Origin of the sequence: Cedecea sp. (genome assembly GCF_036500665.1) — a bacterium.
In the GTDB taxonomy this organism is placed as follows: domain Bacteria; phylum Pseudomonadota; class Gammaproteobacteria; order Enterobacterales; family Enterobacteriaceae; genus Cedecea.
The window spans coordinates 65,977-88,688 of sequence record NZ_DASYBS010000056.1 but is presented as its reverse complement, the minus strand read 5'-3'; the positions used below and the strand labels follow the sequence as shown (position 1 = coordinate 88,688).

Below are 22,712 nucleotides of genomic sequence, written 5' to 3'. Positions count from 1 at the left end.
TCATTACATTCTTTTTATACCTGTAACAAAATGTTATGAAATTAGTAATTTCTATTTTCTGGTGAGATTATTCTCTATTTGAATTCGAAGTCCAGTGTTGATGTGGCTTCAAATTCACCTGGTGTCGGAGGCCTCTCCCCTTGTCTAACAGGTGTTGCGGTAATAGTTATATTTCCCTCCTGTGGTAGTATTGCCGCACTGTTACCATCAATTTTCTTCGCATTATGTTCAAGTTTAATGCCTAAATCCCCGCGCTCACCAGTTTTATCATGAGTACGAATATAGCCTGAGTCATTGAAATCAGATGTGCGAAACTTCACACTGACTTTGCTGATATCCTCAGGGTTTTTGCAGGTAATGCTCAGAGGGATACTCTTTTGCTTACTGGTAGCCTCGGGCGTAAATTCATTCACCACAATATTGCCAAACGGCACCGTGATTTTCTGACCGCCGTTGATGAAACACTGGGGGGGAATATTAACCGTAAGGTTGAAGCTGAGTTTCACAAAAGGTCTGGAAAAATCGAAATTGCCATTCTTTTTTCTTGCATAAATGGTTAGTAATTCAGGCTCGACAATGTTAACTGAACCGGAAAGAGGCTGCGTGAATTCCAGCGATACAATCCCCTCTGAGCCGGTTGCAAACGGGTGACTGGGTTGATTTTCATCACAGTCACGTTTGTTCGGATACTCATTATCAACGCCCGTGGTATTTTGTAGATCGACAGGAATCAAACCGCTTTCACCGGCATTACCGCCAATTTTAACTTTAAAGCCAATACCGATACCCGGATGTTTATCCAGGGGATAATAAGTATAGCCTGCCTGGCGCTTACCGCTTCCGGAATTTAGAATCGTGCTGGTAAACCGAAAAAAAACACTTTCGTCTTTGTAGGGATCTCCACAGAAGCAGGTGCCCTCAAAATTCCCTGAGTTACTCCACGTTTGTTCCGCTACTCCCGGAATATCGCTGGCGGTAAGTGTTTTGCTAATAGTAAAAGGATGAGCAGAGCCTGCAGGTGTCTCTGTTGGCCAGCAGCTGCCAGAGATATCAGCAATAGCCGGGAAAGCTATTCCTCCACAGATGGCCAGGTAAACAGACAATATTTTTTTTTTCATTGTTAGTTCCTTAAATTGATTAACGGGTTATTTGCAGAACCGCGTTAACTGTACTATTCCACCAACATTCGGTTCCTGGCCTGAAAGCTGATAGTCAGCCTGACAGCGCTGGCTGGGCTTATTACCCCAGCTCACTTCCAGAGTGCCCTTACTCTCCATCCCTGTAAGGAAAACGTTGCCGTCATCGCCGACGATACTGCTGGTCGTGTTCTGAGAAACAACAGCGCCGAAGGGAATTGGTTTGCCCTGTGCATTCGTCAGCTTCATCAAAAGACGTTTACCTAAAGAGGTCTTGAAGTGAGCCCGAACGATAGCTCCACGGGTTGGGACAACTTTCTGGCTATTGATTTCCAGTTCAACATCATCTGGCAGCGTATCAGGGCGAAGCTGAATAGTGCTCTCCCGGTAAGGGGTAAGATAAGGCACGACGGTATAGCCCCGAAAGTCAGTAGCAACACCGGATTGATTACTCAGGCTGACACCTGCTGCACCCGGTGCTTCGACCAGTGCAACTGTTTCACCAAGTGATTGCGCCAGCGTGACACCATGCTGGTGAACCAGCACTCCTCCTTGCAGGTTATAATTCAAACGCTGTGAATCCCGGCTATACCCATAACCGGCACCGACTTGTGCATAACGACCGCTGTAACTGAACGACGTATCACTGCTGTTTGCCTGGCTGCCTGGGCTAATATTCTGCTGTACATTCCAGTTGAGATTATTATCATCAAGGGCGCTACCACTAAGTGACACACTGTGGCCAAGTGCGCGTTTTTCACCCGCAGAAAGAGAGTAACTGGCACGCGTGTTACTGAGCCATTTATCCAACGGTACGCTCAGACTCAGGCTAAACAGGTTGTCCTGATTGTAGCGACGGCGGCTCTCCTTTTTTGTTACGTTCAGATGATGACTGTAATTCAGGCTATAGCTAATACCTTTCCAGCTATTGCCATAGCCCAACATGGCAGAAGTCGTTCTTTGTTTGCTGTTACTGTACTCTTCACTGACAAACGTAGAGGAGAGATAGCCGAGACTCGTGCCCAGATTTTGATTAAGCGTCAGTTCGGTGCGACTACGGCGGCGATCAGGGGAATAACGTGTATCGTGGTAGCCACTCAGTGTTTCCCCCAGGGTATAGTAATCTGCAGTGGAGTAACGATATCCGGCAATGGCGATATTTGTTCCGGTGGATAACAGGTTTTTGTTATAGCGAAGGCGTAGTGACTGTCCTCTGTGTTTTTCTGCGTGTGCGGTCGTTGACCAGGCCTGCATCATATCAAATGAGAAAGCACCAAAACTGCCCATGTTTTTCCCTATGCCAAAGAGCAGGGACTGGTATTTACTGGCTGCCTGTATCCCTCCATATATCGAGGATTCCCACGGCAGGCCATAAATCAGGCTCCCCTGTGAAAATGAGGCATTCTCGGCATAGCTGTTGCCAGAACGGTAGCTTCCGCTAACCACTTCGTATCTGAATTGCCCTTCCCGCTGCATCACTGCTAAAGAGGCATAAGGAACTAAAGATACCTGCTCCCTACCGTCCGCTTCTTTAATGACGACTTTCAGCTCACCGCTGCTACCAAGGTAAAGGTCATTGATAATAAATTCACCGGGCGGCACATAGCTTTGATAAAGGGTATAACCATTCTGGAGAATAGTTATCTGGGCATTGGTACGGGCTATGCCGCGAATAACTGGCGCATAGCCTCGCAGGCTGCCCGGAGTCATCTGCTCATCAGAGTAGAGTTGCACTCCCCGAAATGGAACACTATCAAATACCTCAGACGAAGAACTGTTGTCTCCTAATATCAGTTGACTGTTCAGGGAGGCAATGTCGCGTTGCAGATAAGTGTAAATTGACGCCCAGTGACCGGCGTTTCCATGACTATTATTCCAGGTCGAAAAATTTCGTAATCTCCATGGGCCGATGTTAATACCCGGACGCAGGTTGATATAGTGGCTGTCAGTACTCACGCCGTTGCCCGATTTCCAGGTGGCACCGCTATAACTGTAGCTAAGCATAAGACCGGGGATCCCTTGCTCCCGGCGGGAAGGATCGATATACCCATGGACCAGATTATCCAGCGCAGCCTGGGGAATACTAAGTCTTAGCGCCTGTTCGCTGAAGTCAAATTCACTGCTCGCGTGCGGAATTACTGTGAGATTAGCGCAGCCCTGATTATCGTTCTGTAATGAAGGGAATGCTGCCGCTTTTACTCCCATCGCCAGCAAGGTTTCCAGACTCAGGCAAGGAACAAGAGTATTTTTATGTTGATTGTCTTGTTCCAACTGAAAATAGATATCGCGTGAGTCAATCATTCGGTTGTTGAGAAAAAGGTCCACGTGGTAGACACCTGGCGTTTGATTACCTTTATTTTCAAATAAAGAGAGATCAACCGTGGTGCGCGGTGCATTCCCTGTTTCCAGAAACGCCGGGTCAAAATAATCGCTGGCGTGCAATGTACCGGATACAACCCAGGAAAGAAAAATTACCTTGCGTATAAAAAAATGCATGGTCATAAAAAATACCTCTCCATAAATTATTTTTATTCTATTCTTTGTTCTATTAGCTGACTGGTTCCACCATAGTCATTAATATATGTCCAGTGTACTGGTTTATTTTTTGTTGGCGGTGTATTAAATGTGAATTCTTTATTGCTTTTCGGTGCCAGCATGTCTATATCTGTTATGCTTTTTCCATTAATCTTCACATCAAAAAAGGAAATATAATAAGAGGAGTCATTACGTACAATGAGTTTGTTACCGACTGTTGACCAATGAACATGATGTCTAATCTCATCAATATCATCAGATAATGTCGTAGGGCGGTAAAATAATTTTATTCTCGTGTTTATGGCGATTTGCAGCTTGTTGACATCTTCTTTTGAAGATGAAGGAATAGACTTAACATTGAGCCAGAAAAGTGATTCACGATCCTGTGGTAGAGCAGCGCCGTTGTAAATAATACGCAATGTATTCGTTTTGCCTGCATCAAGGCGAAAAAGCGGTGGTGTTACAATAAAAGGGGGTTTTGTGCCCAGTGAATCATTACTTTGCACCCAGCTTTGCACGAGGAAAGGATTGTCGCTGTTATTTTTAACACTAATATTGCTCTCTTTTCTGTCCGTATTATATATCACACGCGTACCTGACAAGGTTACGCTTGCTTGCGATAAACCAGAAATAAAGAGCAATGCCAGCAACGTCAGGTAGCGTTTCCTTAACATAGAATATCCTTTTGAACCGGACTATGAACGTTATAGTCCGGAATTGGGTTGAATAACTTATTTATAGATAATCGTGTAATCCGCAACAGCGTTTGCAACACCGGTCTTAACTGTATCAGCCGTCGATTGATAACGGGCTGAGTAAAGCAGGGTTGCTTTACCTGTCGTACCGTCACCAGTGATATCAACAAATTTATTTGGATTGTCGCCCAAAGGCAGCGTTGAGCCATCTTCATTCAGAAATTCAATACCCAGACCGGTCGCACCACCGGCTGTAAGGGCTAGCAACTTGTTATTGGAGGTGTCATAAGCACCTCCAAACCTTGATGCAGCTGATTTAAGTACAGCGGTATCACAGTTAGTCAGTTCCATTTGGATCCGGTGAATACCTGCAACGTCGCCTGCCTTCTGAAATGCAGAAGAAGAGATCTTACCCATTTGAATAGTGGGATTCCCTCCCTGACCGTTAATATTGACATCACAGGTGCTCGCGACGATTTCACCCTCAAATTGGATTTGGCCTGCACCTTTACCATCTTCAGCATGGCTGGAAGGGCTAATTGCGGCTGCCAGTAAAACGCCCACGGCAACTATTTTCTTATTCATTACTGAAATTTCCTTATTTATAAATGTTAATGCACTGTTGGTATATGGCCTTACTTAAAATAATCCCCCAGAGGGTTGTTGAGATACCGAGATATTGCCTGGCTCAGGTGGCTATACGCCAGAGTTTAAACCCCCTTCATCTATGGTCGAATTTTTAGGCTTATTCCTATTATATTCAGGCTGGCTAACGCATTAAGATGACTGCGATTTTCATGAACAATTATTTCATTAAGAGAAAGCCTGACAAGGTGTTCATAAGGAGCTGCCCGCGAACATTCTTTATCTTTGAAAAACAAGACATTGCGTGTTGGTATTATGTTAACAACAGCTGAAATGAAAAGAAAAATGAAATCACTCTGATTTGTTTTTTTTGTTTAAATTCAATTAACTAAAGACCCACCTCACAACTTTATCAGTGTTTCCTTTGAATATATTTAGTCTGAGTTTGTTTTTTTTGTAGTTCGTGAATTTCTGATGAGATAATTCTCTATCAACAATAGAATTTTCTAATGATTGCCACCTTGAATTATTAGCTGCAATAAATATTGAATGATTAACCAATTAACAATCAGAAGATTTCTAGCAATCAGCTGCCATAACATGGCGACGCCAAGCTTCGCTCTTCTCCACAAACTCAGCCTTCAGCTTCATTAAACCGAAATCATAAATTTCGCAATCAATGTTGTAATTGATTTTTATCGAATCAAAGAGCCTGAATAGAATATTATGATGTAAACTTAGAATGGGTTCGTTATGTCGCTGGTGAAGAAAGCCTTTAAATGCGGTCCTGTTGCAAAGTTCGCGGTGAGTAAGCCTGATGTGTTGTTGAAAGCTGACCCTGACCCCGAATATGCTCCATTCAGAAACAGAATTCCGGCATGATCTACACTCCCTGAACGGAGGTGGTGCCGATGAAAAAATCACGATTCACCGAAGAGCAGATTGTTTTTGCCCTGAAGCAGGCTGAACTGGGGACGTCCGTGCCGGACGTCTGTCGCAAACTGGGCATTTCCGATGCCACGTTCTATACGTGGCGCAAGAAATACGGCGGGATTTCTCCTTCGGAGCTGAAGCACATGCGGCAGCTTGAGGAAGAGAATCTCAGGCTGAAGAAGCTGGTTGCCGATCTGAGCCTCGACAAGGCCATGCTGCAGGATGTACTGGCAAAAAAGACCTGACGCTGGCGCGTCTGCGCGAATGGGTCCGGGACTTGCAGGCACGCTACGGGGCCAGCGAGCGGCAGGTCTGTTTTGCGCTACGGATCAGCCGCAGCTCTTTCCGCTATCGTTCTGTGGCAGCAGACGACAGTGCGCTACGCCTGCGTATCAGGGAGATCACCGAAACACGGGTCCACTATGGCTACCGCCGGGTTCACGTCATGCTCAGGCGGGAGGGCTGGCGGGATAATCATAAACGCATTTACCGGCTCTACAGTGAGCAGGGGCTGTCCCTGCGTCTCAAACGCCCGCGCCGGAATAAATCGGCACAGCGTCGGCAGCCCCAGCCTCAGGGGTTGTATCCGAATCATATCTGGGGCATGGACTTTGTCTCTGACGCCTTATTTGACGGGCGTCGGTTACGTCTGCTGACGGTCATTGATCTCTACACCCGCGAATGTCTGGGGATCTGCGTGGGCCAGAATCTGCGCTCAACGGAGGTCGCAGAGATGCTGAACACCATTGCCCTCAGACGGTCCTTACCACAATTACTGAAAACCGATAATGGCTCTGAATTTGCAGGGAAAATGCTGGACAAATGGGTATATGAACGAGGGATCCGTATAGACTTCTCACGCCCGGGAACACCGACGGACAATGCCACTGTGGAGTCGTTTAATGGCAGGCTGCGGCAGGAATGTCTGAACGAGAACTGGTTCATGTCCCTGGAGGATGCACGGTGCAAAATCGAGGCCTGGCGCATACACTATAACCAGAGACGTCCCCATTCTGCGCTGGGCTGGATGACGCCATCTGAATTTGCCGAGAAGTCTGTCGGTTGCAAGAATATGCAGCCAACATGAGGCCGGTTATTCCTGATTATGACTGGAGCATATTCGGGGTCAGGGTCAACCAACCGACATTACTAACTGAAGGTTGTATCTAATCCTGGGGGCAGGTCATATTGGCAGCGTGAAGACCAGCAGAGGTTGGTACAGTGACCGGAAGAGTAAGTTGTCGCTAAAGGGAGATACTCAGATGGGACTCAAGAGGTAAAGCAGCGACATTAGTGGCCAGTACGTCCAGATATCTACCAGAACCCCGGAAAGCAAAAACCCGCCTTTAGGCGGGTTCTTTAAATTTTGGTGCCCGGACTCGGAATCGAACCAAGGACACGGGGATTTTCAATCCCCTGCTCTACCGACTGAGCTATCCGGGCAACGGGCCGCATTAAACCGTAAAGGCCGTCAGGCGTCAACGGCTTTGTCATAAAAAATCCCTAAAACCATGCTAACTGGCTGCTTTTCAGTCAAAGACAGTAAAAAGGCGAGCTTCAGGTCAATGCTCCACCGGTACGGCACAATGCAAAGCGCAGAATGTCTTCTGCCAGCCTGCGGGCCGTGTCGATATCGGCCTGGCTACGCTTCACCAGGAGCTTGCTCAGGCAGCCTTCCAGTACCAGCTCCATTTGGTGCGCGACCATCGTCGGGTCGTCCACTTCCATCTGCGTCAGCAGCTCGTGAGTGTACGCCCAGGCCGCTTTTTTCTGCTGGTCTGCCAGCTGATGAATCGGGTGCGCGGCGTCGGGGTAGAACGTGCAGGCGGCAATAAACAGGCAGCCGGGATAGCGCTGGTTGCCGACGCATTCGGTCAGGGCATGGTAGCGCTTAAGCAGCTTTTGCTCCGGCGTCATCTCTTCATCCAGCATCAACTGGCGCCGCCAGACGTCCACCTGAGAGCTCAAGTAGCGCAGGGCGTCGTACAGCAGGGCCTCACTGTCGGGCCAGAACTGGCGAACCTCAGCGATCGGGTAATCGGCTTCTTTCGCCACCATCTCCAGCGTCGTGCTGGCAATGCCTTCACGTTCAAGGACATGCAGGGCGTGCTCTAGAACTTCTTCGCGTTGCACGGTTTTCTCCTTACGTTTCCCATCGGATTAAGTGTTGTTTACGGCCTGCGATTGCGCAAATGCTCGCTAAACGCGGTGGCATCCATAAAGCCCGTTACCCGGGCGGCAGGCTGCTCCAGGCCGTGAGTATCAAAGAATAGAATGGTCGGCAGGCCAAGGACCTGCAGATGCTTAAGTAGGGCCTTGTCGTCCGCGTTATTTGCCGTGACGTCGGCCTGGAGTAAAATGCTGCCAGACAGCGCTTTTTGCACCTGCGGATCGCTAAAGGTGTATTTCTCAAACTCTTTACACGCCACGCACCAGTCGGCGTACAAGTCGAGCATTACCGGTTTGCCTTTTGCGTTGGCAAGTGCGGCGTCTAGCTGTTCGACGTTGGCGATTTTGCTAAAGCTGAGGTGAGGGACGGCCTGAGCGGACGCCGGAGAGCCGAAAGCCCAGTCCTGTAGCGGGCGGGCGGCAACCAGCGCGGCACCCAGCAGGATGATTTGCAGCACGCGCAGCCAGGATTTCTTCGCCCCGAGGCTGGTGATAAACGCCCAGCCAAAGAAGGCAACGCCCAGCAGGCTCCACAGCCTTAGCCCCCAGGTGTCGCCGAGTACGCGTTCCAGCAGAAATACCGGCAGCGCCAGAATCACAAAGCCAAAGGCGGTTTTAACGCTTTCCATCCACGGCCCGCTTTTCGGCAGCAGGCGGTTGCCGAAGACGGTGATCAGGATAAGCGGCAGGCCCATGCCCAGCGCGTAAAGATAAAGCGTACCGCCGCCGAGCCACATATTTCCGCTTTGCGCGATATAGAGCAGGATGGCGCTAAGCGGCGCAGTGGTGCACGGCGAGCAGATAAGCCCGGCCAGCGCGCCCATGGCAAAAACGCCGCCTGCCGAGCCGCCCTGCTGGCGGTTGCTCATCAGCGTCAGGCGCGTTTGTAGCGACGACGGCAGCTGCAGTGTGAACAGGCCAAACATTGAGGCGGCGAGCAGGATAAAGAGCACCGACAGGCCAATCAGCACGTACGGATGCTGTAGCGCGGCCTGAAACTGGAGCCCGGCGGCGGCAACCACCAGGCCAAGTGCGGTATAGGTCAGGGCCATGCCCTGGACGTAAACAAAGGCCAGCAGCAGCGCTCTGGCGGTGGAAAGGCGTTGTTTACCGCCCAGCACGATGCCGGAGATCAGCGGGTACATCGGTAGCACGCAGGGGGTGAAGGCGATGCCAATGCCGATCAGGAAGGCCCACAGCGCGGAGAAGGGGAGCGATGCGGGGGCGGAGTCGTCTGCGCCCCTTACCCCGGTTTTCTCTCCAGGAGGGGAGAGGGGGGCAGAAATATTGGCCTCGTCTCCGGAGGGGGAAGAAACTACAGCGTCAGATCGAGCCTGGGAAGCTACCGCACTCAACGGCACGACGCGCGTTTCCGGCGGGTAGCAGAACCCCGCTTCGGCGCAGCCCTGGTAGGTCACGCTGATGGATGAGCCTTTGTTGGCGGAGGTAACCGTAATCGGTAGACTTAGCTGCCGGGTGAAGATCTCGGTTTTGCCGTAAAACTCATCTTCGTGCCAGGTGCCTTTGGGAATAGCCAGGGGCGCAATGTCCGCGCTGGCGGGCACCACTTTTATCTGCTGGCGGTATAGGTAATAACCGGGTTTTATCTGCCAGTTGAGCGTTAGCTGGTGCTCAGACTGCTGAAAGTCAAAGGCAAAGGCCTGGTCGACCGGGACAAACTGGGTTTTATTCTGGGCGTCAAACAGCCCGGCGAAGGCCTGCGAACTGCAAAGCAGCAGGACTAGCGTAATGATGCGTAGAGCCATGAGAGATATTCACTGTTTCCATGTGCAACTGGCAGAACCAGCAGTTCAGGCGTTTGGTAAGGGTGATGGGTTTTCAGGCAGGCAAGCAGCGCCTCCTGGTGCTCCACGTCGCTTTTTAGCAGCATTTGTACTTCGTACTCCTGCTCCAGCTTTCCTTCCCAGTAATAAAGCGAAGTCGCGCCCGGCAGCAGCGTCACACAGGCGGCAAGTTTTTCCGCCAGGACTTTCGCGGCCAGATCCTGAGCGCTGGCTTCATCCGGTGCGGTACAGAGTACAACGACAGCCTGAGTCATCGACATCACAAACCTCATTATGGGAGGAAACGGCATCGACTATAGCATGAGGAGGGCAAGACGGGCCGAATAACGACCCGTCTTTGAAGAGATTTACAGCAGCACGCTGCCGATCAGGAAGCCGAAGCAGACCGCCAGCACCACGCCCATTGTGCCAGGGATAAAGAACGGATGGTTAAAGACAAATTTACCGATGCGCGTTGTGCCGGTATCGTCCATTTGTACCGCGGCGACCAGGGTCGGGTAGGTCGGCAGAATAAACAGGCCGGAGACGGCGGCAAAAGAGGCGACGGCGGTTAACGGCGAGACGCTGAGCGCCAGCGCCATCGGCATCAGCGCCTTGGCCGTAGCGGCCTGAGAGTAAAGCAGCGCCGAGGCAAAGAAGAAAATGACCGCCAGCAGCCACGGATGGCCCTGAATCACGCTGCCTGCGGTCTCTTTGATCCAGTCTATATTGGCGGCGACAAAGGTATCGCCCAGCCAGGCCACGCCCAGAATACAAATACAGGCGCTCATACCGGCCTTGAAGGTGCTGGAGCTGAGGATGCTTTCAGTCTCCACGCCGCAGATAACCGTCGTCAACGTTGCGACCGACAGCATAATAATCAGGATCGCGTTAGTGGTATTCATCAGCGGCGTAGCGACGAGGCCGAGGCTTGGGCTGTTGACGATGGCATAGATAACGACGCAAACCACGCCGAGCAGGAAGAGAAAGACGGAGGTTTTGGCGCGAGGCTTAATCTCGATTTGCTTGTCGCCGCGCAGCTCAATCAGGCCTTCTTCCAGGCGCTTGAGGTAAACCGGGTCATTGGACAGCTTTGAGTCGAACAGGATAGACACCAGGAAAGACATCACCAGCACCGCCAGCAGCGTAGAGGGGATAACCACCGACAGCAGCTGAATGTAGCTGATACCGTGGCCTTCCATCACCGATGACATGTAAACCACCGCGGCAGAAATCGGCGAGGCGGTAATGGCTATCTGAGCAGAAACCACCGCCGTAGAGAGCGGACGGCAGGGTTTAATGCCCTGTTCCTTGGCGACTTCGGCAATCACCGGCAGCGTCGCCAGCGAGATATTGCCGGTCCCGGCGAAGATAGTCAGAAACCAGGTGACGATCGGCGCAAGAATCGTGATGTATTTAGGGTTCTTACGTAGCAGTTTCTCGGTTTGGTTGACGAGGTAATCCAGGCCCCCGGCGATTTGCATCGCTGAGATAGCCGCGATCACCGCCATAATGATGGAAATAACGTCGAAGGGGATGCTGCCGGGTTTTACGCCTATCGCCGCGAGAACCAAAACCCCCAGTCCTCCCGCGTAGCCAATCCCTATACCGCCAAGCCTTGCCCCCAGAAAAATCGCTGCTAACACGATGATGAGCTCGATGACTATCATGGTCGCTTCCTTGATGTTTTAATGAGATGAAAATGAAATGTTGTGTTTTCGTATGCCGTTAAAATGAAAAAGGCACGTCCGACTGGACGTGCCTTTTGGCGTTTATGTGAATGAATTATTGTTCGCTTTCATCGGTATAGCGCTTAGCTTTGTAGACCGGGTGCATCAGGTTGTGGACGGAGAAAATATCGTCCAGCTCGGCTTCGGTCAGCAGGCCGCGCTCCAGCACGACCTCGCGCACGCTCTTGCCGGTTTCCGCACAAATCTTGCCGACGATGTCGCCGTTGTGGTGGCCAATGAACGGGTTCAGGTAGGTCACGATGCCGATGGAGTTGTACACGTAGCTCTCACACACTTCTTTATTCGCGGTGATGCCGTTGATGCATTTCTCCAGCAGGTTGTAACAGGCGTTGGTCAGGATGTGGATGGACTCGAACATCGCCTGGCCAATCACCGGCTCCATCACGTTCAGCTGCAGCTGACCGGCTTCGGAAGCCATGGTCACCGTGGTGTCGTTGCCGATCACTTTGAAGCAGACCTGGTTCACCACTTCCGGTACAACCGGGTTCACTTTGGCCGGCATAATAGATGAACCTGCCTGCAGTTCTGGCAGGTTGATTTCGTTCAGGCCAGCACGCGGGCCGGAAGAGAGCAGGCGCAGGTCGTTACAGATTTTGGACATTTTCACGGCCAGGCGCTTCAGGGAGCTGTGTACCATGACGTACGCGCCGCAGTCGGAGGTCGCTTCAATCAGGTCTTCTGCCGGGACACACGCCAGGCCGCTGACTTCGGCCAGTTTCTGTACTGCCAGCTGCTGGTAACCATCCGGGGTGTTGAGGCGGGTACCGATAGCGGTCGCGCCGAGGTTCACTTCCAGCAACAGTTCCGCAGTGCGCAGCAGGTTTTTGGTTTCTTCGGTGAGCAGCACGTTGAACGCATGGAACTCCTGACCCAAGCTCATCGGCACTGCATCCTGCAGCTGGGTACGGCCCATTTTCAGGATCTCGGCGAACTCAACCGCTTTACGCTGGAAGCCTTCACCCAGTTGATTGATCGCGTCGATCAGTTTGATTATCGAGGTGTAAACCGCGATACGGAAGCCGGTTGGGTAGGCGTCGTTGGTGGACTGGCATTTGTTGACGTGGTCGTTCGGGTTCAGGAACTGGTATTCACCTTTTTGGTGGCCCATCAGTTCCAGACCGATGTTGGCGAGCACTTCGTTGGTGTTCATGTTCACCGAAGTACCGGCGCCGCCCTGATAGACGTCTACCGGGAACTGATCCATGCATTTGCCGTTGTTCAGAACTTCATCACAGGCCTGAATGATGGTGTTCGCGATGTTTTTAGGAATGGTTTGCAGTTCCTTGTTCGCCATTGCCGCCGCTTTTTTCACCATCACCATACCGCGTACAAATTCCGGTATGTCGCTAATTTTACTGTTGCTAATGTAGAAGTTTTCAATCGCACGCAGAGTATGAACACCATAGTAGGCATCCGCCGGCACTTCCCTGGTACCCAACAAATCTTCTTCGATACGAATGTTATTTAACATGTGAACCTTCTTAGTAAAGCTGCAGATAAATGCACTGTTTTATTCACACACACGAAATGTGGTTGTGAGCTTAATAGGCCGACGATTATGTCCATATTCGGCCGCGTTTTCGTGATGATATGCTGATGATAGCGAAAAGCAGTAACCTGGATCACTTATTAAAAGCCGTATTGCATAACAATTATTAATATGTGATATAAGTCAATAGTTGAAAATTTCCAGAAAAAATTCCCTGAATAAGCATTGATCTTTGTCTATGTCGTCGCCATTTCACCTCTACGCATAATTGCCAACCCATTTTTCGCGAGGCCACTTCCGGGCTCGCCCGATTACAGGAGCGTATGGTGCGCTGGATCCCGTTTATCGCCATTTTCCTCTATGTTTACATCGAGATTTCGCTGTTCATACAGGTGGCACACGTTATGGGGGTCTTTATGACCCTGATTCTGGTTATTTTCACTTCGGTGATTGGCCTGTCGCTGGTGCGTAACCAGGGCTTTAAAAACCTGATGCTGATGCAGCAGAAAATGGCCACGGGTGAGAGCCCGGCTGCAGAGATGATTAAAAGCGTCTCGCTGATTATTGCCGGTATCCTCTTGCTGTTACCGGGCTTCTTTACGGACTTCCTCGGCCTGCTGCTGCTGCTGCCGCCGGTACAAAAACATTTAACGCTGAAGCTGATGCCGCATCTGCGTTTTTCCCGTATGCCGGGCGGCGGTTTCAGCGCCGGCAGTCAGAGCGGGAATACCTTTGACGGCGAGTATCAGCGCCAGGATGAAACGCCAAAGCGTCTCGATGATAAGGAGCGCGACGAGCGTTAAATTTTAGTTTTTTTTTGCTTTCCCCCCTTGAAGGGGGGATGGCCCATCCCCATTAATCAGGTCACCAGCCGATAACCCGTATGGGACGGCGTTACCTAACTATCTGATACTGACTTTCTCAAAGGAGAGCTATCAATGAGCATTCGTCCATTACATGATCGTGTCATCGTCAAGCGTAAAGAAGTTGAGTCCAAATCTGCGGGCGGCATCGTTCTGACGGGCTCCGCAGCGGGCAAATCAACGCGTGGCGAGATCATCGCTGTCGGTAAAGGCCGCATCCTGGAAAACGGTAGCGTTCAGCCGCTGGACGTGAAAGTGGGTGACATCGTTATTTTCAACGATGGCTACGGCGTGAAGTCCGAGAAAATCGACAACGAAGAAGTGCTGATCATGTCCGAAAGCGACATCCTGGCAATTGTTGAAGCGTAATTTGACGCACGAACCTGAACGAATTTGAGGAATAGAAGAAATGGCAGCTAAAGACGTAAAATTCGGTAACGACGCTCGTGTAAAAATGCTGCGCGGCGTTAACGTACTGGCAGATGCAGTGAAAGTTACCCTCGGTCCTAAAGGCCGTAATGTGGTTCTGGATAAATCTTTCGGTGCACCGACCATCACCAAAGATGGCGTTTCCGTAGCGCGTGAAATCGAGCTGGAAGACAAGTTCGAAAACATGGGCGCGCAGATGGTGAAAGAAGTTGCCTCTAAAGCGAACGACGCTGCAGGCGACGGCACCACCACCGCAACCGTACTGGCTCAGGCTATCATCACCGAAGGCCTGAAAGCTGTTGCTGCCGGTATGAACCCAATGGATCTGAAACGCGGCATCGATAAAGCCGTTGTTGCGGCTGTTGAAGAGCTGAAAGCGCTGTCCGTACCGTGCTCCGACTCTAAAGCGATTGCTCAGGTGGGGACTATCTCCGCGAACTCCGACGAAACCGTAGGTAAACTGATCGCAGAAGCGATGGACAAAGTCGGTAAAGAAGGCGTGATCACCGTTGAAGACGGTACCGGCCTGGAAGACGAACTGGACGTGGTTGAAGGTATGCAGTTCGACCGTGGCTACCTGTCCCCATACTTCATCAACAAGCCGGAAACCGGTGCCGTTGAGCTGGAAAGCCCGTTCATCCTGCTGGCTGACAAAAAAATCTCTAACATCCGTGAAATGCTGCCGGTGCTGGAAGCCGTTGCGAAAGCAGGCAAACCGCTGGTTATCATCGCAGAAGACGTTGAAGGCGAAGCGCTCGCTACCCTGGTGGTTAACACCATGCGCGGCATCGTGAAAGTGGCTGCGGTTAAAGCACCTGGCTTCGGCGACCGTCGTAAAGCTATGCTGCAGGACATCGCGACCCTGACCGGCGGTACCGTTATCTCTGAAGAGATCGGTATGGAGCTGGAAAAAGCGACCCTGGAAGACCTCGGCCAGGCTAAACGCGTTGTGATCAACAAAGACACCACCACCATCATCGATGGCGTGGGTGAAGAAGCGGCTATTCAGGGGCGCGTTGGTCAGATCCGTAAGCAGATCGAAGAAGCGACTTCTGACTACGATCGTGAAAAACTGCAGGAGCGCGTAGCGAAACTGGCAGGCGGCGTAGCGGTAATCAAAGTCGGTGCTGCTACCGAAGTTGAAATGAAAGAGAAAAAAGCACGCGTCGACGATGCCCTGCACGCGACCCGTGCTGCGGTTGAAGAAGGTGTGGTTGCCGGTGGCGGCGTAGCGCTGGTTCGCGTTGCAGCAAAACTGGCAAACCTGACCGCTCAGAACGAAGACCAGAACGTGGGTATCAAAGTTGCGCTGCGCGCGATGGAAGCGCCTCTGCGTCAGATCGTTTCTAACGCCGGTGAAGAGCCATCCGTTGTGACCAATGCGGTGAAAGCGGGCGAAGGTAACTACGGTTACAACGCGGCTACCGAAGAATACGGCAACATGATCGACTTCGGTATCCTGGACCCAACCAAAGTCACTCGCTCTGCTCTGCAGTACGCGGCTTCCGTTGCGGGCCTGATGATCACGACCGAGTGCATGGTAACCGACCTGCCTAAAGGCGATGCTCCTGACTTAGGCGCTGCTGGTGGTATGGGCGGCATGGGTGGCATGGGCGGCATGATGTAATTCGTCTAAGCACCTTGTGTTAAAGAAACCCTCAGTCAGAAATGTCTGAGGGTTTTTTCTTTTGTTCACAGTCTGGTATAAGGTCTTACCGGGCGATAACGGCTCAATACCTTGATTACGGGGAATAACATGCGCATGAAAGTCTCATCAGGAGTGGTTGTGGCAGCGCTGCTGCTGGCAGGATGTAGCACGGGCAATCAGCTGAGTTCCAGCGGCCAGAGCGTTCGTTTTGTGGAAGACAAACCGGGTAGCGAATGCCGCCTGTTAGGCACCGCCACCGGTGAGCAGAGCAACTGGCTGTCCGGCCAGCACGGTGATGAAGGTGGTTCAATGCGCGGCGCGGCAAATGCATTGCGTAACAATGCGGCCGAGATGGGCGGTAACGTCCTGTACGGCGTGAGCAGCCCAAGCCAGACCCTGCTTTCAAGCTTTGCGCCGACCGCCAGCGTTATGACCGGCCAGGTTTATAAGTGCCCGAACTGATAAATGAGTATTACCCTCACCCTGCAGAAGAAGGCAACATTAAACGGTTCCCTCTCCTGGGGGAGGGGGTTAGGGTGAGGGCGGCTACGCTCTCACTTCTGCCGCAGCTGCAAATCCAGCGGCGTCTTACTGGGTTCACCGCCTATCTCTCTTGCCAGTTTAGGCACCATATAGCCTGAAACCAGCGTCAGCAGCTCACGCATAATGGCCCGGGCTTCTTCGTCTTCCACCATAAAGTGCGCCGCGCCCTGCACTCTGTCGAGCACGTGCAAATAGTACGGCATGACGCCTGCATCAAATAATGCATTACTCAGGTCAGCCAGCGTCTGTGCGCTATCGTTCACACCACGCAGCAGCACGCTTTGGTTCAGCAGCGTGACGCCCGCCTGGCGCAGCTTCGCCATCGCTGAACGGAAATCGTCACCAATCTCCTGGGCGTGGTTAATGTGGTTTACCAGCAGCACCTGAAGCGATGAGCGGGCGATTCTTGCCGCCAGCACGTCGGTAATGCGGGCAGGAATGACGATCGGCAGGCGGCTATGGATACGCAGCCGCTTGATGTGAGGAATGCCTTCCAGCTCGCTGATAAGCCAGTCCAGCTCGTTGTCTTTCGCCATGAGCGGGTCGCCGCCGGAGAAGATGATTTCGTCCAGCTCCGGGTGCTCGCTGATGTAGTTGAGCGCGGTCTGCCAGTTGCGTTTGTTCCCCTGGTTGTCTGCATACGGAAAGTGGCGGCGGAAGCAGTAGCGACAGTTCACGGCACAGCCGCCTTTCACCAGTAGCAGAGCACGGTTACGGTACTTGTGTAACAGACCCGGTACCACGCTATGCTGCTCTTCCAGAGGGTCGGTAGTGAAGCCTGGAGCGGCAACAAACTCCTGCTTCGCGGTCAAAATCTGGCGCAGCAGCGGGTCGTTAGGGTTGCCTTTTTCCATACGCGCAACAAAAGCGCGGGGGACCCGCAGCGCAAAAAGTCGCCTTGCTTCACGTCCTGCAAGCAATTCTTCATCAGCGGCTACATTTAAAATGTGCAGCAGTTCATCAGGATCGGTTATAACATCGGCAAGTTGCGTTAACCAATCTTCTCTGTGAGGGGGATTTAGGGTTACAATGTGTGCCATTTTTTTGGCTAAGCTACCAGTTAACAAATTCAGAGGGCCTTATGGCGACTTATTCTAGCAACGATTTCCGTGCCGGTCTTAAAATCATGATGGATGGCGAACCGTACGCGGTTGAAGCCAGCGAGTTCGTAAAACCGGGCAAAGGCCAGGCATTCGCGCGCGTTAAGCTGCGTCGTCTGCTGACCGGTACCCGCGTAGAGAAAACCTTCAAGTCTACCGACTCTGCAGAAGGCGCTGACGTTGTCGATATGAACCTGACTTACCTGTACAACGACGGTGAGTTCTACCACTTCATGAACAACCAGACCTTCGAGCAGCTGGCTGCGGACGAAAAAGCCGTTGGCGAAAACGCTAAATGGCTGCTGGACCAGGCTGAGTGCATCGTGACCCTGTGGAACGGCCAGCCCATTTCCGTGACGCCACCAAACTTCGTTGAGCTGGAAATCATTGAAACCGATCCTGGCCTGAAAGGCGATACCGCCGGTACCGGCGGCAAACCTGCCACCCTGAGCACCGGCGCTGTGGTTAAAGTTCCGTTGTTCGTACAGATCGGCGAAGTCATCAAAGTTGACACCCGTTCTGGTGAATACGTTTCTCGCGTGAAGTAATTCGCGAAGGTTCGCGGCGCGGCGCCAGACGCCTGCGCCGCCGCTTTAATAAGGCAGGGAAGATGAACCGTTTACTGAAACAAATTCTCTTTATCTCGCTGCTGGCCGCTGCGCTGTCTGGCTGCCATACGACGCGTGGCTTTGGTGAAGACCTGCAGCATCTCGGCGGCGCTATCGAGCGCGCGGCCAATAAATAATTTCCTCTGTTCCGAAAACGCTCCACTTTTCCTTCATCGCGCCGTTTTTTGTCTATGCTTAACGAGCTATACACAAACAACATTGCTAAAAGGAAAAGCTCATGATTAAGAAAACCCTTGCTGCGTTTTTCTCTCTCGTCGTTCTTTCATCCTTGTTGACCGCCTGCAACACCACGCGCGGTGTAGGTGAGGATATCCAGAGCGGCGGCCATGCTATTTCTGGTGCGGCAACAAAAGCTCAGCAATAACGATTTGCGGTACGGTAATATAACCGTGCCGCTATTCTAAAACAGCCTCAGGGATATTCAAAAATAGCGCCAGTCTATTATCCGCGCCCAGCTTTAAACGAATGTTTCGCTTATACGTATAAACCGTTTTTACGCTTATATCCATTACCCGAGCGATATATTCATTATTCGCCTCTTCCTTCCACAGTTTTAATATTCGCTCTTCGCGTAAAGTCAGTAGCGGAGTAATATGGCGCTTCACTTCGCGAAATGGCGGTCGGGCTGCAATAGTCTGCTGAATTATCGTGGTTAATGCAGGTAGTGATAGCGACTTATCGCAAATGTCGTTGCTGCCCTGAGTGGCACAATATTCGGCAATCATCGGGTGCTGCCCGCTTTGTAGCAGCAGTAAACGCGTCGTGTCGCCACAGGCTGAATAGATAGTCGAAAGTTGTTGGATATTATGCAATGCGGTTGAGAAACTATTGAAGTCGGCAATCACCATATTAGGTTGCCATTTTATAATTTTTTCCCGGGCGAGAAGTAAATTGTCTGTCTCTGAAATACTCACTGCCGTAGCCAGATTATTTTTCTGATTGAGCAAGTGCGTCAGTCCCTGACGGCTGAAGTAACACCTATCAACCAATAATATTTTATACATTTTCACGTTTCACGTTAATCATTACTGCGGCGTTTGCAGGCTGGCAAACCACGTTTTATCATATGAATAAATGTGGCAAAATGAATCACGGAAATGCGCTCGAATTCGCTGTCAATTCCAGGCTTAGCAAGGCCTGTGGGATGAAACGATTATTTCACTCAGCGGCATTTGCGAACAGATTTCCATGGTGTCTGCCGGGTGCTAAAATGCTTTTCTCACCTAAGCCTTACGGGACGACCCGCAAGCGCATCTCTCAACGGGGACGGCCCCATTTTTCACTGGAGCTGTTATGGCCTGGATTGTTCTGTTTATTGCCGGATTACTGGAAGTGGTTTGGGCGGTAGGACTTAAGTATACCCACGGTTTTAGTCGCCTGTGGCCAAGCGTTATCACGATTATTGCCATGGTTGTCAGTATGGCATTGCTCTCCTGGGCAATGAAAACCCTGCCGACCGGTACGGCCTACGCTGTGTGGACGGGAATTGGCGCCGTTGGCGCCGCAATTATCGGTATTTTACTGCTAGGAGAGTCGGCTAACCCGATGCGTCTGGCTAGCCTGGCTCTGATTGTGGTTGGGATTATCGGCCTGAAACTTTCCACGCACTAACTGCCTGGTTGTTTCACCCAAATCAATTTATCCACGGCAAAGCCCTGGCGTGTGGCGGTTGCCAGCAGCTGTTGCCTGAGGTCGTTGCTGATGGTTGGTGTGCGGGAAAGGATCCACAGGTAGTTGAGATCCGGCCCGCACACCAGCGCATGGCGATAGTCTGTATCCAGCGCAATGACGTTATAGCCGCCGTAGAATGGGCCAAAGAACGAAACTTTCAGCGCGGCTACGCTCGGATCTCCGGTAAAGTAAGCCTTCCCTTCAACCTGCTGCCACATCTGTCTGTCCGGGTTAAAACCTCGATTTATCACGCGTAGCCCGCCGTCATCCATAAAGCTGTAGGTGGCCGTCACCTGATTCAGACCGCTTTCAAAACTATGATCCAGTCGGGCGATTTCATACCAGGTGCCGATAAAGCGTTTAGCATCGAAGTTTTTGACCACCGTGACGCTGGGAGGCGGGGTTGGGGCGCTACAGGAGACAACGAATAATGCAACCGCAAGCGCGGTGACAGCGGGCCAAATGCGCATAGCAGATTCCTTGCAGGGGTTTTAGCTAAGTGTAGATGGCGGCTGGCAAAAAAGTGTGAGCGGAGCCGGAAATAATAGGGCCTGTGATTAAACAGGCCACAGCGGGTTATTGCAGCGCTTCGAGAATGGTATAAGCGGCTTTTACTCGTTCGGGGTTCGGGTAGCTTTTATTCGCCAGCATGACGATGCCCAATTGTTTTTCCGGAATAAAGGCTACATAGCTGCCGAAGCCGCCGGTTGAACCGGTTTTATGTACCCATGAGGCTGTCACCGCGGGAACCGGTGGCTCAATCGCTGTTGCCGGGTGCGGCGCAAGAGCGACCTTGTTGTCGCTGCCGTCAATCACGGTTTTGCCTTTCACCGGCCAGTTTAGCATCTCCCAGCCAAGCCCCTGATACATACTGCCCACACGCCAGTAGCGGGATTGCGCGAGCTGAATGCCCTGCTGCAGGATTTTATCCTCGAGGCGGTCGGGTGCCATATTGGCCTGTACCCAGTGCGCCATATCCTCGATGCTGGATTTCACCCCGTAGGCTTCCGCATCCAGCATACCCGGTGAGACGCGTACGGCCTTGCCGTCGCGATAGCCCCAGGCATAGTGGCTATCTTCAGTAGCTGGAACGTTAATCCAGGTGTGCGTAAGGTTTAGCGGCTCAAAGACGCGTTTTGACATTGCCTGCTCGAAGCTCATGCCGGAGGGTTTCACCATCAGCGCGCCAAACAGCCCGATACTGGCGTTGGCGTACAGACGCTGCGTGCCCGGTGCCCATTGTGGCTGCCAGGTTTGGTAGAACTTAAGCAGAGCGTCGTTATTGGTCACTTCATCCGGCACCTGCAGCGGCAGGCCACCGGCGGTATAGGTGGCAAGCTGCAGCAGGGTGATCCCTTTCCACTGGTTCCCGTTCAATTCAGGCCAGTATTTTTGCGCCGGATCGCTAAGGCTAATTTCACCGCGAGCCAGAGCATCGCCGCCCAGCACGCCGGTAAACGTTTTGCTAACCGAACCGAGTTCAAACAGCGTTTTCTTATCTACCGGCACGTTACGCTGAACGTCGGCTTCGCCCCAGGTGAAATACAGCGGGTAGCCTTTATAGATAACCGCCACCGCCATACCGGGGATCGCTTGCTCTTTTATCAGCGGCGCAACGGTGCGGTTCACAATCTTTTCAATCTGCTGCGCGGTAAGATCTTTCTGCGCAGCAAAACTGGTGCATGAGGCGGCGAGCAGCAACGTCAGGCATAGGGATTTTTTCATAGGGGATAACCTTCCTTAGAGAGAGATGATAGCAGTCCGGGCCCGTCAGACGAGGCAAGTTTGTTGGATTTGACTGTGGATGACAAACGATTAAATTTGGCATTAGATTTAAGATTTTCTAACAGGTGATGCCATGACCCGCAGCTATATCCCGCTCAACTCCCTGCGTGCTTTTGAGGCCGCCGCCAGGCACCTTAGCTTTACGCATGCCGCTATTGAACTGAATGTCACGCATTCCGCCATCAGCCAGCAGGTAAAAGCGCTGGAAGAACATCTGCACTGTCAGCTATTTGTTCGCGTTTCCCGCGGCCTGATGCTCACCACGGAAGGTGAAAACCTGTTACCTGTACTAAATGATTCGTTTGACCGTATTGCGGGCATGCTTGACCGTTTTTCGGGGATGCAGGCGAGAGAAAAACTTAAGCTTGGCGTTGTAGGAACGTTTGCCACCGGTTTTCTGCTGCCAAGACTGGCGCATTTTCAGCGGTGTTATCCGCACATCGACCTGCAGCTTTCAACCCACAATAATCGGGTTGATCCGGCGGCAGAAGGGCTGGATTACACCGTGCGATTTGGCAGCGGGGCCTGGCACGGTACCGAGGCTACCTTTTTGTGTGATGCGCCGCTTACTCCACTTTGTTCACCTGCGCTGGCGGCTGAACTGCAAAATCCTGCTGACATATTGAAGTTTACTTTGCTGCGCTCTTACCGGCGTGACGAGTGGTCTGCATGGTTACAGGCCGCGGAGGGGCCAACGCCTTCGCCGACGCATCTGGTGATGGTGTTTGATTCCTCCATAACGATGCTGGAAGCTGCGCAGGCAGGCGTGGGGGTTGCAATTGCTCCGGTGAATATGTTTACCCACTTGTTGAACAGCGAGCGGATTGTGCGCCCCTTTGACGCTGAAATCACCCTGGGGAGCTATTGGTTAACGCGGCTGCAATCTCGTCCGGAAACACCTGCGATGCTGGATTTCTCCGCATGGATCACCGGGCAATGTAGAAACTAAAAAGGCCTGCACAGAGGC

23 protein-coding genes and 1 tRNA gene are annotated in these 22,712 nt (G+C 51.8%); 10 read left to right on the top strand and 14 right to left on the bottom strand.

Translation table 11 applies throughout. The annotated features are described in order from the left end of the window. Nucleotides 1-74 precede the first annotated feature (74 nt). Genes VGM55_RS09085 through VGM55_RS09070 form a run of 4 tightly spaced genes read right to left on the bottom strand, consistent with a single transcriptional unit; the run spans nt 75 to nt 4,951 of the window. Nucleotides 75-1,118: a fimbrial protein gene (locus VGM55_RS09085; protein WP_331635281.1), complete on the bottom strand. Its 1,044-nt coding sequence runs from the start codon at nt 1,116-1,118 to the stop codon at nt 75-77. A gap of 27 nt (nt 1,119-1,145) precedes the next feature. Beyond that, nucleotides 1,146-3,638 carry a fimbria/pilus outer membrane usher protein gene (locus VGM55_RS09080; protein ID WP_331635280.1) on the bottom strand — a complete coding sequence of 831 codons (2,493 nt, stop codon included), beginning with the start codon at nt 3,636-3,638 and terminating at the stop codon, nt 1,146-1,148. A 26-nt stretch (nt 3,639-3,664) separates the two neighbouring features. Continuing rightward, the gene (locus VGM55_RS09075; protein WP_331635279.1) at nt 3,665-4,345 is read right to left on the bottom strand and encodes a molecular chaperone; all 681 of its coding nucleotides are present in this window, start codon (nt 4,343-4,345) and stop codon (nt 3,665-3,667) included. A gap of 57 nt (nt 4,346-4,402) precedes the next feature. Beyond that, on the bottom strand, nt 4,403-4,951 hold the full coding sequence (locus VGM55_RS09070) for a fimbrial protein (RefSeq protein WP_331635278.1): 549 nt from the start codon (nt 4,949-4,951) through the stop codon (nt 4,403-4,405). A 911-nt stretch (nt 4,952-5,862) separates the two neighbouring features. On the opposite strand from VGM55_RS09070, the gene VGM55_RS09065 reads away from it, so the two are divergent. After that, nucleotides 5,863-6,971 (top strand): IS3 family transposase gene (locus tag VGM55_RS09065; protein WP_374733224.1). Its coding sequence is split into 2 segments (ribosomal slippage): nt 5,863-6,124 and nt 6,124-6,971, totalling 1,110 coding nucleotides; the frame shifts between segments, so codons are not numbered across the junction. Nucleotides 6,972-7,251: 280 nt separating this feature from the next. Here the strand turns inward: VGM55_RS09065 and VGM55_RS09060 are convergent. The 6 genes from VGM55_RS09060 to aspA form a co-directional block, all read right to left on the bottom strand. Beyond that, nucleotides 7,252-7,327: transfer RNA gene (locus VGM55_RS09060), tRNA-Phe, on the bottom strand. Between the two features lie 114 nt (nt 7,328-7,441). Then, a complete protein-coding gene (locus VGM55_RS09055) occupies nt 7,442-8,017 on the bottom strand; it encodes a transcriptional regulator (RefSeq protein WP_331635277.1) in 576 nt (191 codons plus the stop codon). A gap of 38 nt (nt 8,018-8,055) precedes the next feature. Beyond that, on the bottom strand, nt 8,056-9,819 hold the full coding sequence (locus VGM55_RS09050; RefSeq protein ID WP_331635276.1) for a protein-disulfide reductase DsbD: 1,764 nt from the start codon (nt 9,817-9,819) through the stop codon (nt 8,056-8,058). Then, entirely contained in the window at nt 9,795-10,118 is a 324-nt protein-coding gene (gene cutA, locus VGM55_RS09045; RefSeq protein WP_039289498.1) for a divalent cation tolerance protein CutA, read from the bottom strand. The genes VGM55_RS09050 and cutA overlap by 25 nt, the downstream gene beginning before the upstream one ends. Before the next feature lie 87 nt (nt 10,119-10,205). Beyond that, nucleotides 10,206-11,507: an anaerobic C4-dicarboxylate transporter gene (locus VGM55_RS09040; protein WP_154189039.1), complete on the bottom strand. Its 1,302-nt coding sequence runs from the start codon at nt 11,505-11,507 to the stop codon at nt 10,206-10,208. Nucleotides 11,508-11,622: 115 nt separating this feature from the next. Beyond that, nucleotides 11,623-13,059, bottom strand: a complete 1,437-nt coding sequence (gene aspA, locus VGM55_RS09035) for an aspartate ammonia-lyase (RefSeq protein ID WP_154189038.1) — start codon at nt 13,057-13,059, stop codon at nt 11,623-11,625. Between the two features lie 344 nt (nt 13,060-13,403). Between aspA and VGM55_RS09030 the strand changes: the two genes are divergently transcribed. The 4 genes from VGM55_RS09030 (at nt 13,404) to VGM55_RS09015 (ending at nt 16,479) form a co-directional block, all read left to right on the top strand. After that, a complete protein-coding gene (locus VGM55_RS09030; RefSeq protein WP_331635291.1) occupies nt 13,404-13,880 on the top strand; it encodes an FxsA family protein in 477 nt (158 codons plus the stop codon). A gap of 135 nt (nt 13,881-14,015) precedes the next feature. Further along, nucleotides 14,016-14,309 (top strand): co-chaperone GroES, encoded by a 294-nt coding sequence (locus VGM55_RS09025; protein ID WP_008453772.1) that lies wholly within the window; start codon nt 14,016-14,018, stop codon nt 14,307-14,309. Between the two features lie 40 nt (nt 14,310-14,349). Further along, complete coding sequence (gene groL / locus VGM55_RS09020) at nt 14,350-15,996, top strand: chaperonin GroEL (RefSeq protein WP_061274618.1); 1,647 nt, start codon at nt 14,350-14,352, stop codon at nt 15,994-15,996. Nucleotides 15,997-16,107: 111 nt separating this feature from the next. Continuing rightward, complete coding sequence (locus VGM55_RS09015; protein WP_331635275.1) at nt 16,108-16,479, top strand: DUF4156 domain-containing protein; 372 nt, start codon at nt 16,108-16,110, stop codon at nt 16,477-16,479. Between the two features lie 92 nt (nt 16,480-16,571). Here the strand turns inward: VGM55_RS09015 and epmB are convergent, their stop codons facing one another. Further along, entirely contained in the window at nt 16,572-17,600 is a 1,029-nt protein-coding gene (gene epmB / locus VGM55_RS09010) for an EF-P beta-lysylation protein EpmB (RefSeq protein WP_331635274.1), read from the bottom strand. 41 nt (nt 17,601-17,641) lie between these two features. Here epmB and efp point away from each other — a divergent pair, with 41 nt between their 5' ends. From efp to ecnB, 3 genes are all read left to right on the top strand, one after another. After that, entirely contained in the window at nt 17,642-18,208 is a 567-nt protein-coding gene (gene efp / locus VGM55_RS09005) for an elongation factor P (RefSeq protein ID WP_016517543.1), read from the top strand. Nucleotides 18,209-18,270: 62 nt separating this feature from the next. Then, nucleotides 18,271-18,405: an entericidin A/B family lipoprotein gene (locus tag VGM55_RS09000; protein ID WP_154189034.1), complete on the top strand. Its 135-nt coding sequence runs from the start codon at nt 18,271-18,273 to the stop codon at nt 18,403-18,405. Between the two features lie 101 nt (nt 18,406-18,506). Continuing rightward, the gene (gene ecnB / locus VGM55_RS08995) at nt 18,507-18,653 is read left to right on the top strand and encodes a lipoprotein toxin entericidin B (RefSeq protein WP_038476410.1); all 147 of its coding nucleotides are present in this window, start codon (nt 18,507-18,509) and stop codon (nt 18,651-18,653) included. 31 nt (nt 18,654-18,684) lie between these two features. Here the strand turns inward: ecnB and VGM55_RS08990 are convergent, their stop codons facing one another. Continuing rightward, nucleotides 18,685-19,293 (bottom strand): response regulator transcription factor, encoded by a 609-nt coding sequence (locus VGM55_RS08990; RefSeq protein WP_331635290.1) that lies wholly within the window; start codon nt 19,291-19,293, stop codon nt 18,685-18,687. 289 nt (nt 19,294-19,582) lie between these two features. Here VGM55_RS08990 and sugE point away from each other — a divergent pair, with 289 nt between their 5' ends. Then, nucleotides 19,583-19,900, top strand: a complete 318-nt coding sequence (gene sugE, locus VGM55_RS08985) for a quaternary ammonium compound efflux SMR transporter SugE (protein ID WP_154189032.1) — start codon at nt 19,583-19,585, stop codon at nt 19,898-19,900. Here the strand turns inward: sugE and VGM55_RS08980 are convergent. Continuing rightward, on the bottom strand, nt 19,897-20,430 hold the full coding sequence (locus tag VGM55_RS08980; RefSeq protein ID WP_154189031.1) for a lipocalin family protein: 534 nt from the start codon (nt 20,428-20,430) through the stop codon (nt 19,897-19,899). The genes sugE and VGM55_RS08980 overlap by 4 nt on opposite strands. 106 nt (nt 20,431-20,536) lie before the next feature. Continuing rightward, complete coding sequence (gene ampC / locus VGM55_RS08975; RefSeq protein ID WP_154189030.1) at nt 20,537-21,685, bottom strand: CMY2/MIR/ACT/EC family class C beta-lactamase; 1,149 nt, start codon at nt 21,683-21,685, stop codon at nt 20,537-20,539. Between the two features lie 133 nt (nt 21,686-21,818). Between ampC and ampR the strand changes: the two genes are divergently transcribed. Continuing rightward, complete coding sequence (ampR, locus tag VGM55_RS08970; RefSeq protein ID WP_154189029.1) at nt 21,819-22,694, top strand: LysR family transcriptional regulator AmpR; 876 nt, start codon at nt 21,819-21,821, stop codon at nt 22,692-22,694. Nucleotides 22,695-22,712 lie beyond the last annotated feature (18 nt).

Excerpts from the sequence above, each read along its gene's own strand:
- VGM55_RS09085 (WP_331635281.1), bottom strand. The coding sequence starts at position 1,118 with ATGAAAAAAAAAATATTGTCTGTTTACCTGGCCATCTGTGGAGGAATA.
- VGM55_RS09080 (WP_331635280.1), bottom strand. The coding sequence starts at position 3,638 with ATGACCATGCATTTTTTTATACGCAAGGTAATTTTTCTTTCCTGGGTT.
- VGM55_RS09075 (WP_331635279.1), bottom strand. The coding sequence starts at position 4,345 with ATGTTAAGGAAACGCTACCTGACGTTGCTGGCATTGCTCTTTATTTCT.
- VGM55_RS09070 (WP_331635278.1), bottom strand. The coding sequence starts at position 4,951 with ATGAATAAGAAAATAGTTGCCGTGGGCGTTTTACTGGCAGCCGCAATT.
- VGM55_RS09050 (WP_331635276.1), bottom strand. The coding sequence starts at position 9,819 with ATGGCTCTACGCATCATTACGCTAGTCCTGCTGCTTTGCAGTTCGCAG.
- cutA (WP_039289498.1), bottom strand. The coding sequence starts at position 10,118 with ATGTCGATGACTCAGGCTGTCGTTGTACTCTGTACCGCACCGGATGAA.
- VGM55_RS09040 (WP_154189039.1), bottom strand. The coding sequence starts at position 11,507 with ATGATAGTCATCGAGCTCATCATCGTGTTAGCAGCGATTTTTCTGGGG.
- aspA (WP_154189038.1), bottom strand. The coding sequence starts at position 13,059 with ATGTTAAATAACATTCGTATCGAAGAAGATTTGTTGGGTACCAGGGAA.
- VGM55_RS09025 (WP_008453772.1), top strand. The coding sequence starts at position 14,016 with ATGAGCATTCGTCCATTACATGATCGTGTCATCGTCAAGCGTAAAGAA.
- groL (WP_061274618.1), top strand. The coding sequence starts at position 14,350 with ATGGCAGCTAAAGACGTAAAATTCGGTAACGACGCTCGTGTAAAAATG.
- epmB (WP_331635274.1), bottom strand. The coding sequence starts at position 17,600 with ATGGCACACATTGTAACCCTAAATCCCCCTCACAGAGAAGATTGGTTA.
- efp (WP_016517543.1), top strand. The coding sequence starts at position 17,642 with ATGGCGACTTATTCTAGCAACGATTTCCGTGCCGGTCTTAAAATCATG.
- VGM55_RS09000 (WP_154189034.1), top strand. The coding sequence starts at position 18,271 with ATGAACCGTTTACTGAAACAAATTCTCTTTATCTCGCTGCTGGCCGCT.
- ecnB (WP_038476410.1), top strand. The coding sequence starts at position 18,507 with ATGATTAAGAAAACCCTTGCTGCGTTTTTCTCTCTCGTCGTTCTTTCA.
- VGM55_RS08990 (WP_331635290.1), bottom strand. The coding sequence starts at position 19,293 with ATGTATAAAATATTATTGGTTGATAGGTGTTACTTCAGCCGTCAGGGA.
- sugE (WP_154189032.1), top strand. The coding sequence starts at position 19,583 with ATGGCCTGGATTGTTCTGTTTATTGCCGGATTACTGGAAGTGGTTTGG.
- VGM55_RS08980 (WP_154189031.1), bottom strand. The coding sequence starts at position 20,430 with ATGCGCATTTGGCCCGCTGTCACCGCGCTTGCGGTTGCATTATTCGTT.
- ampC (WP_154189030.1), bottom strand. The coding sequence starts at position 21,685 with ATGAAAAAATCCCTATGCCTGACGTTGCTGCTCGCCGCCTCATGCACC.
- ampR (WP_154189029.1), top strand. The coding sequence starts at position 21,819 with ATGACCCGCAGCTATATCCCGCTCAACTCCCTGCGTGCTTTTGAGGCC.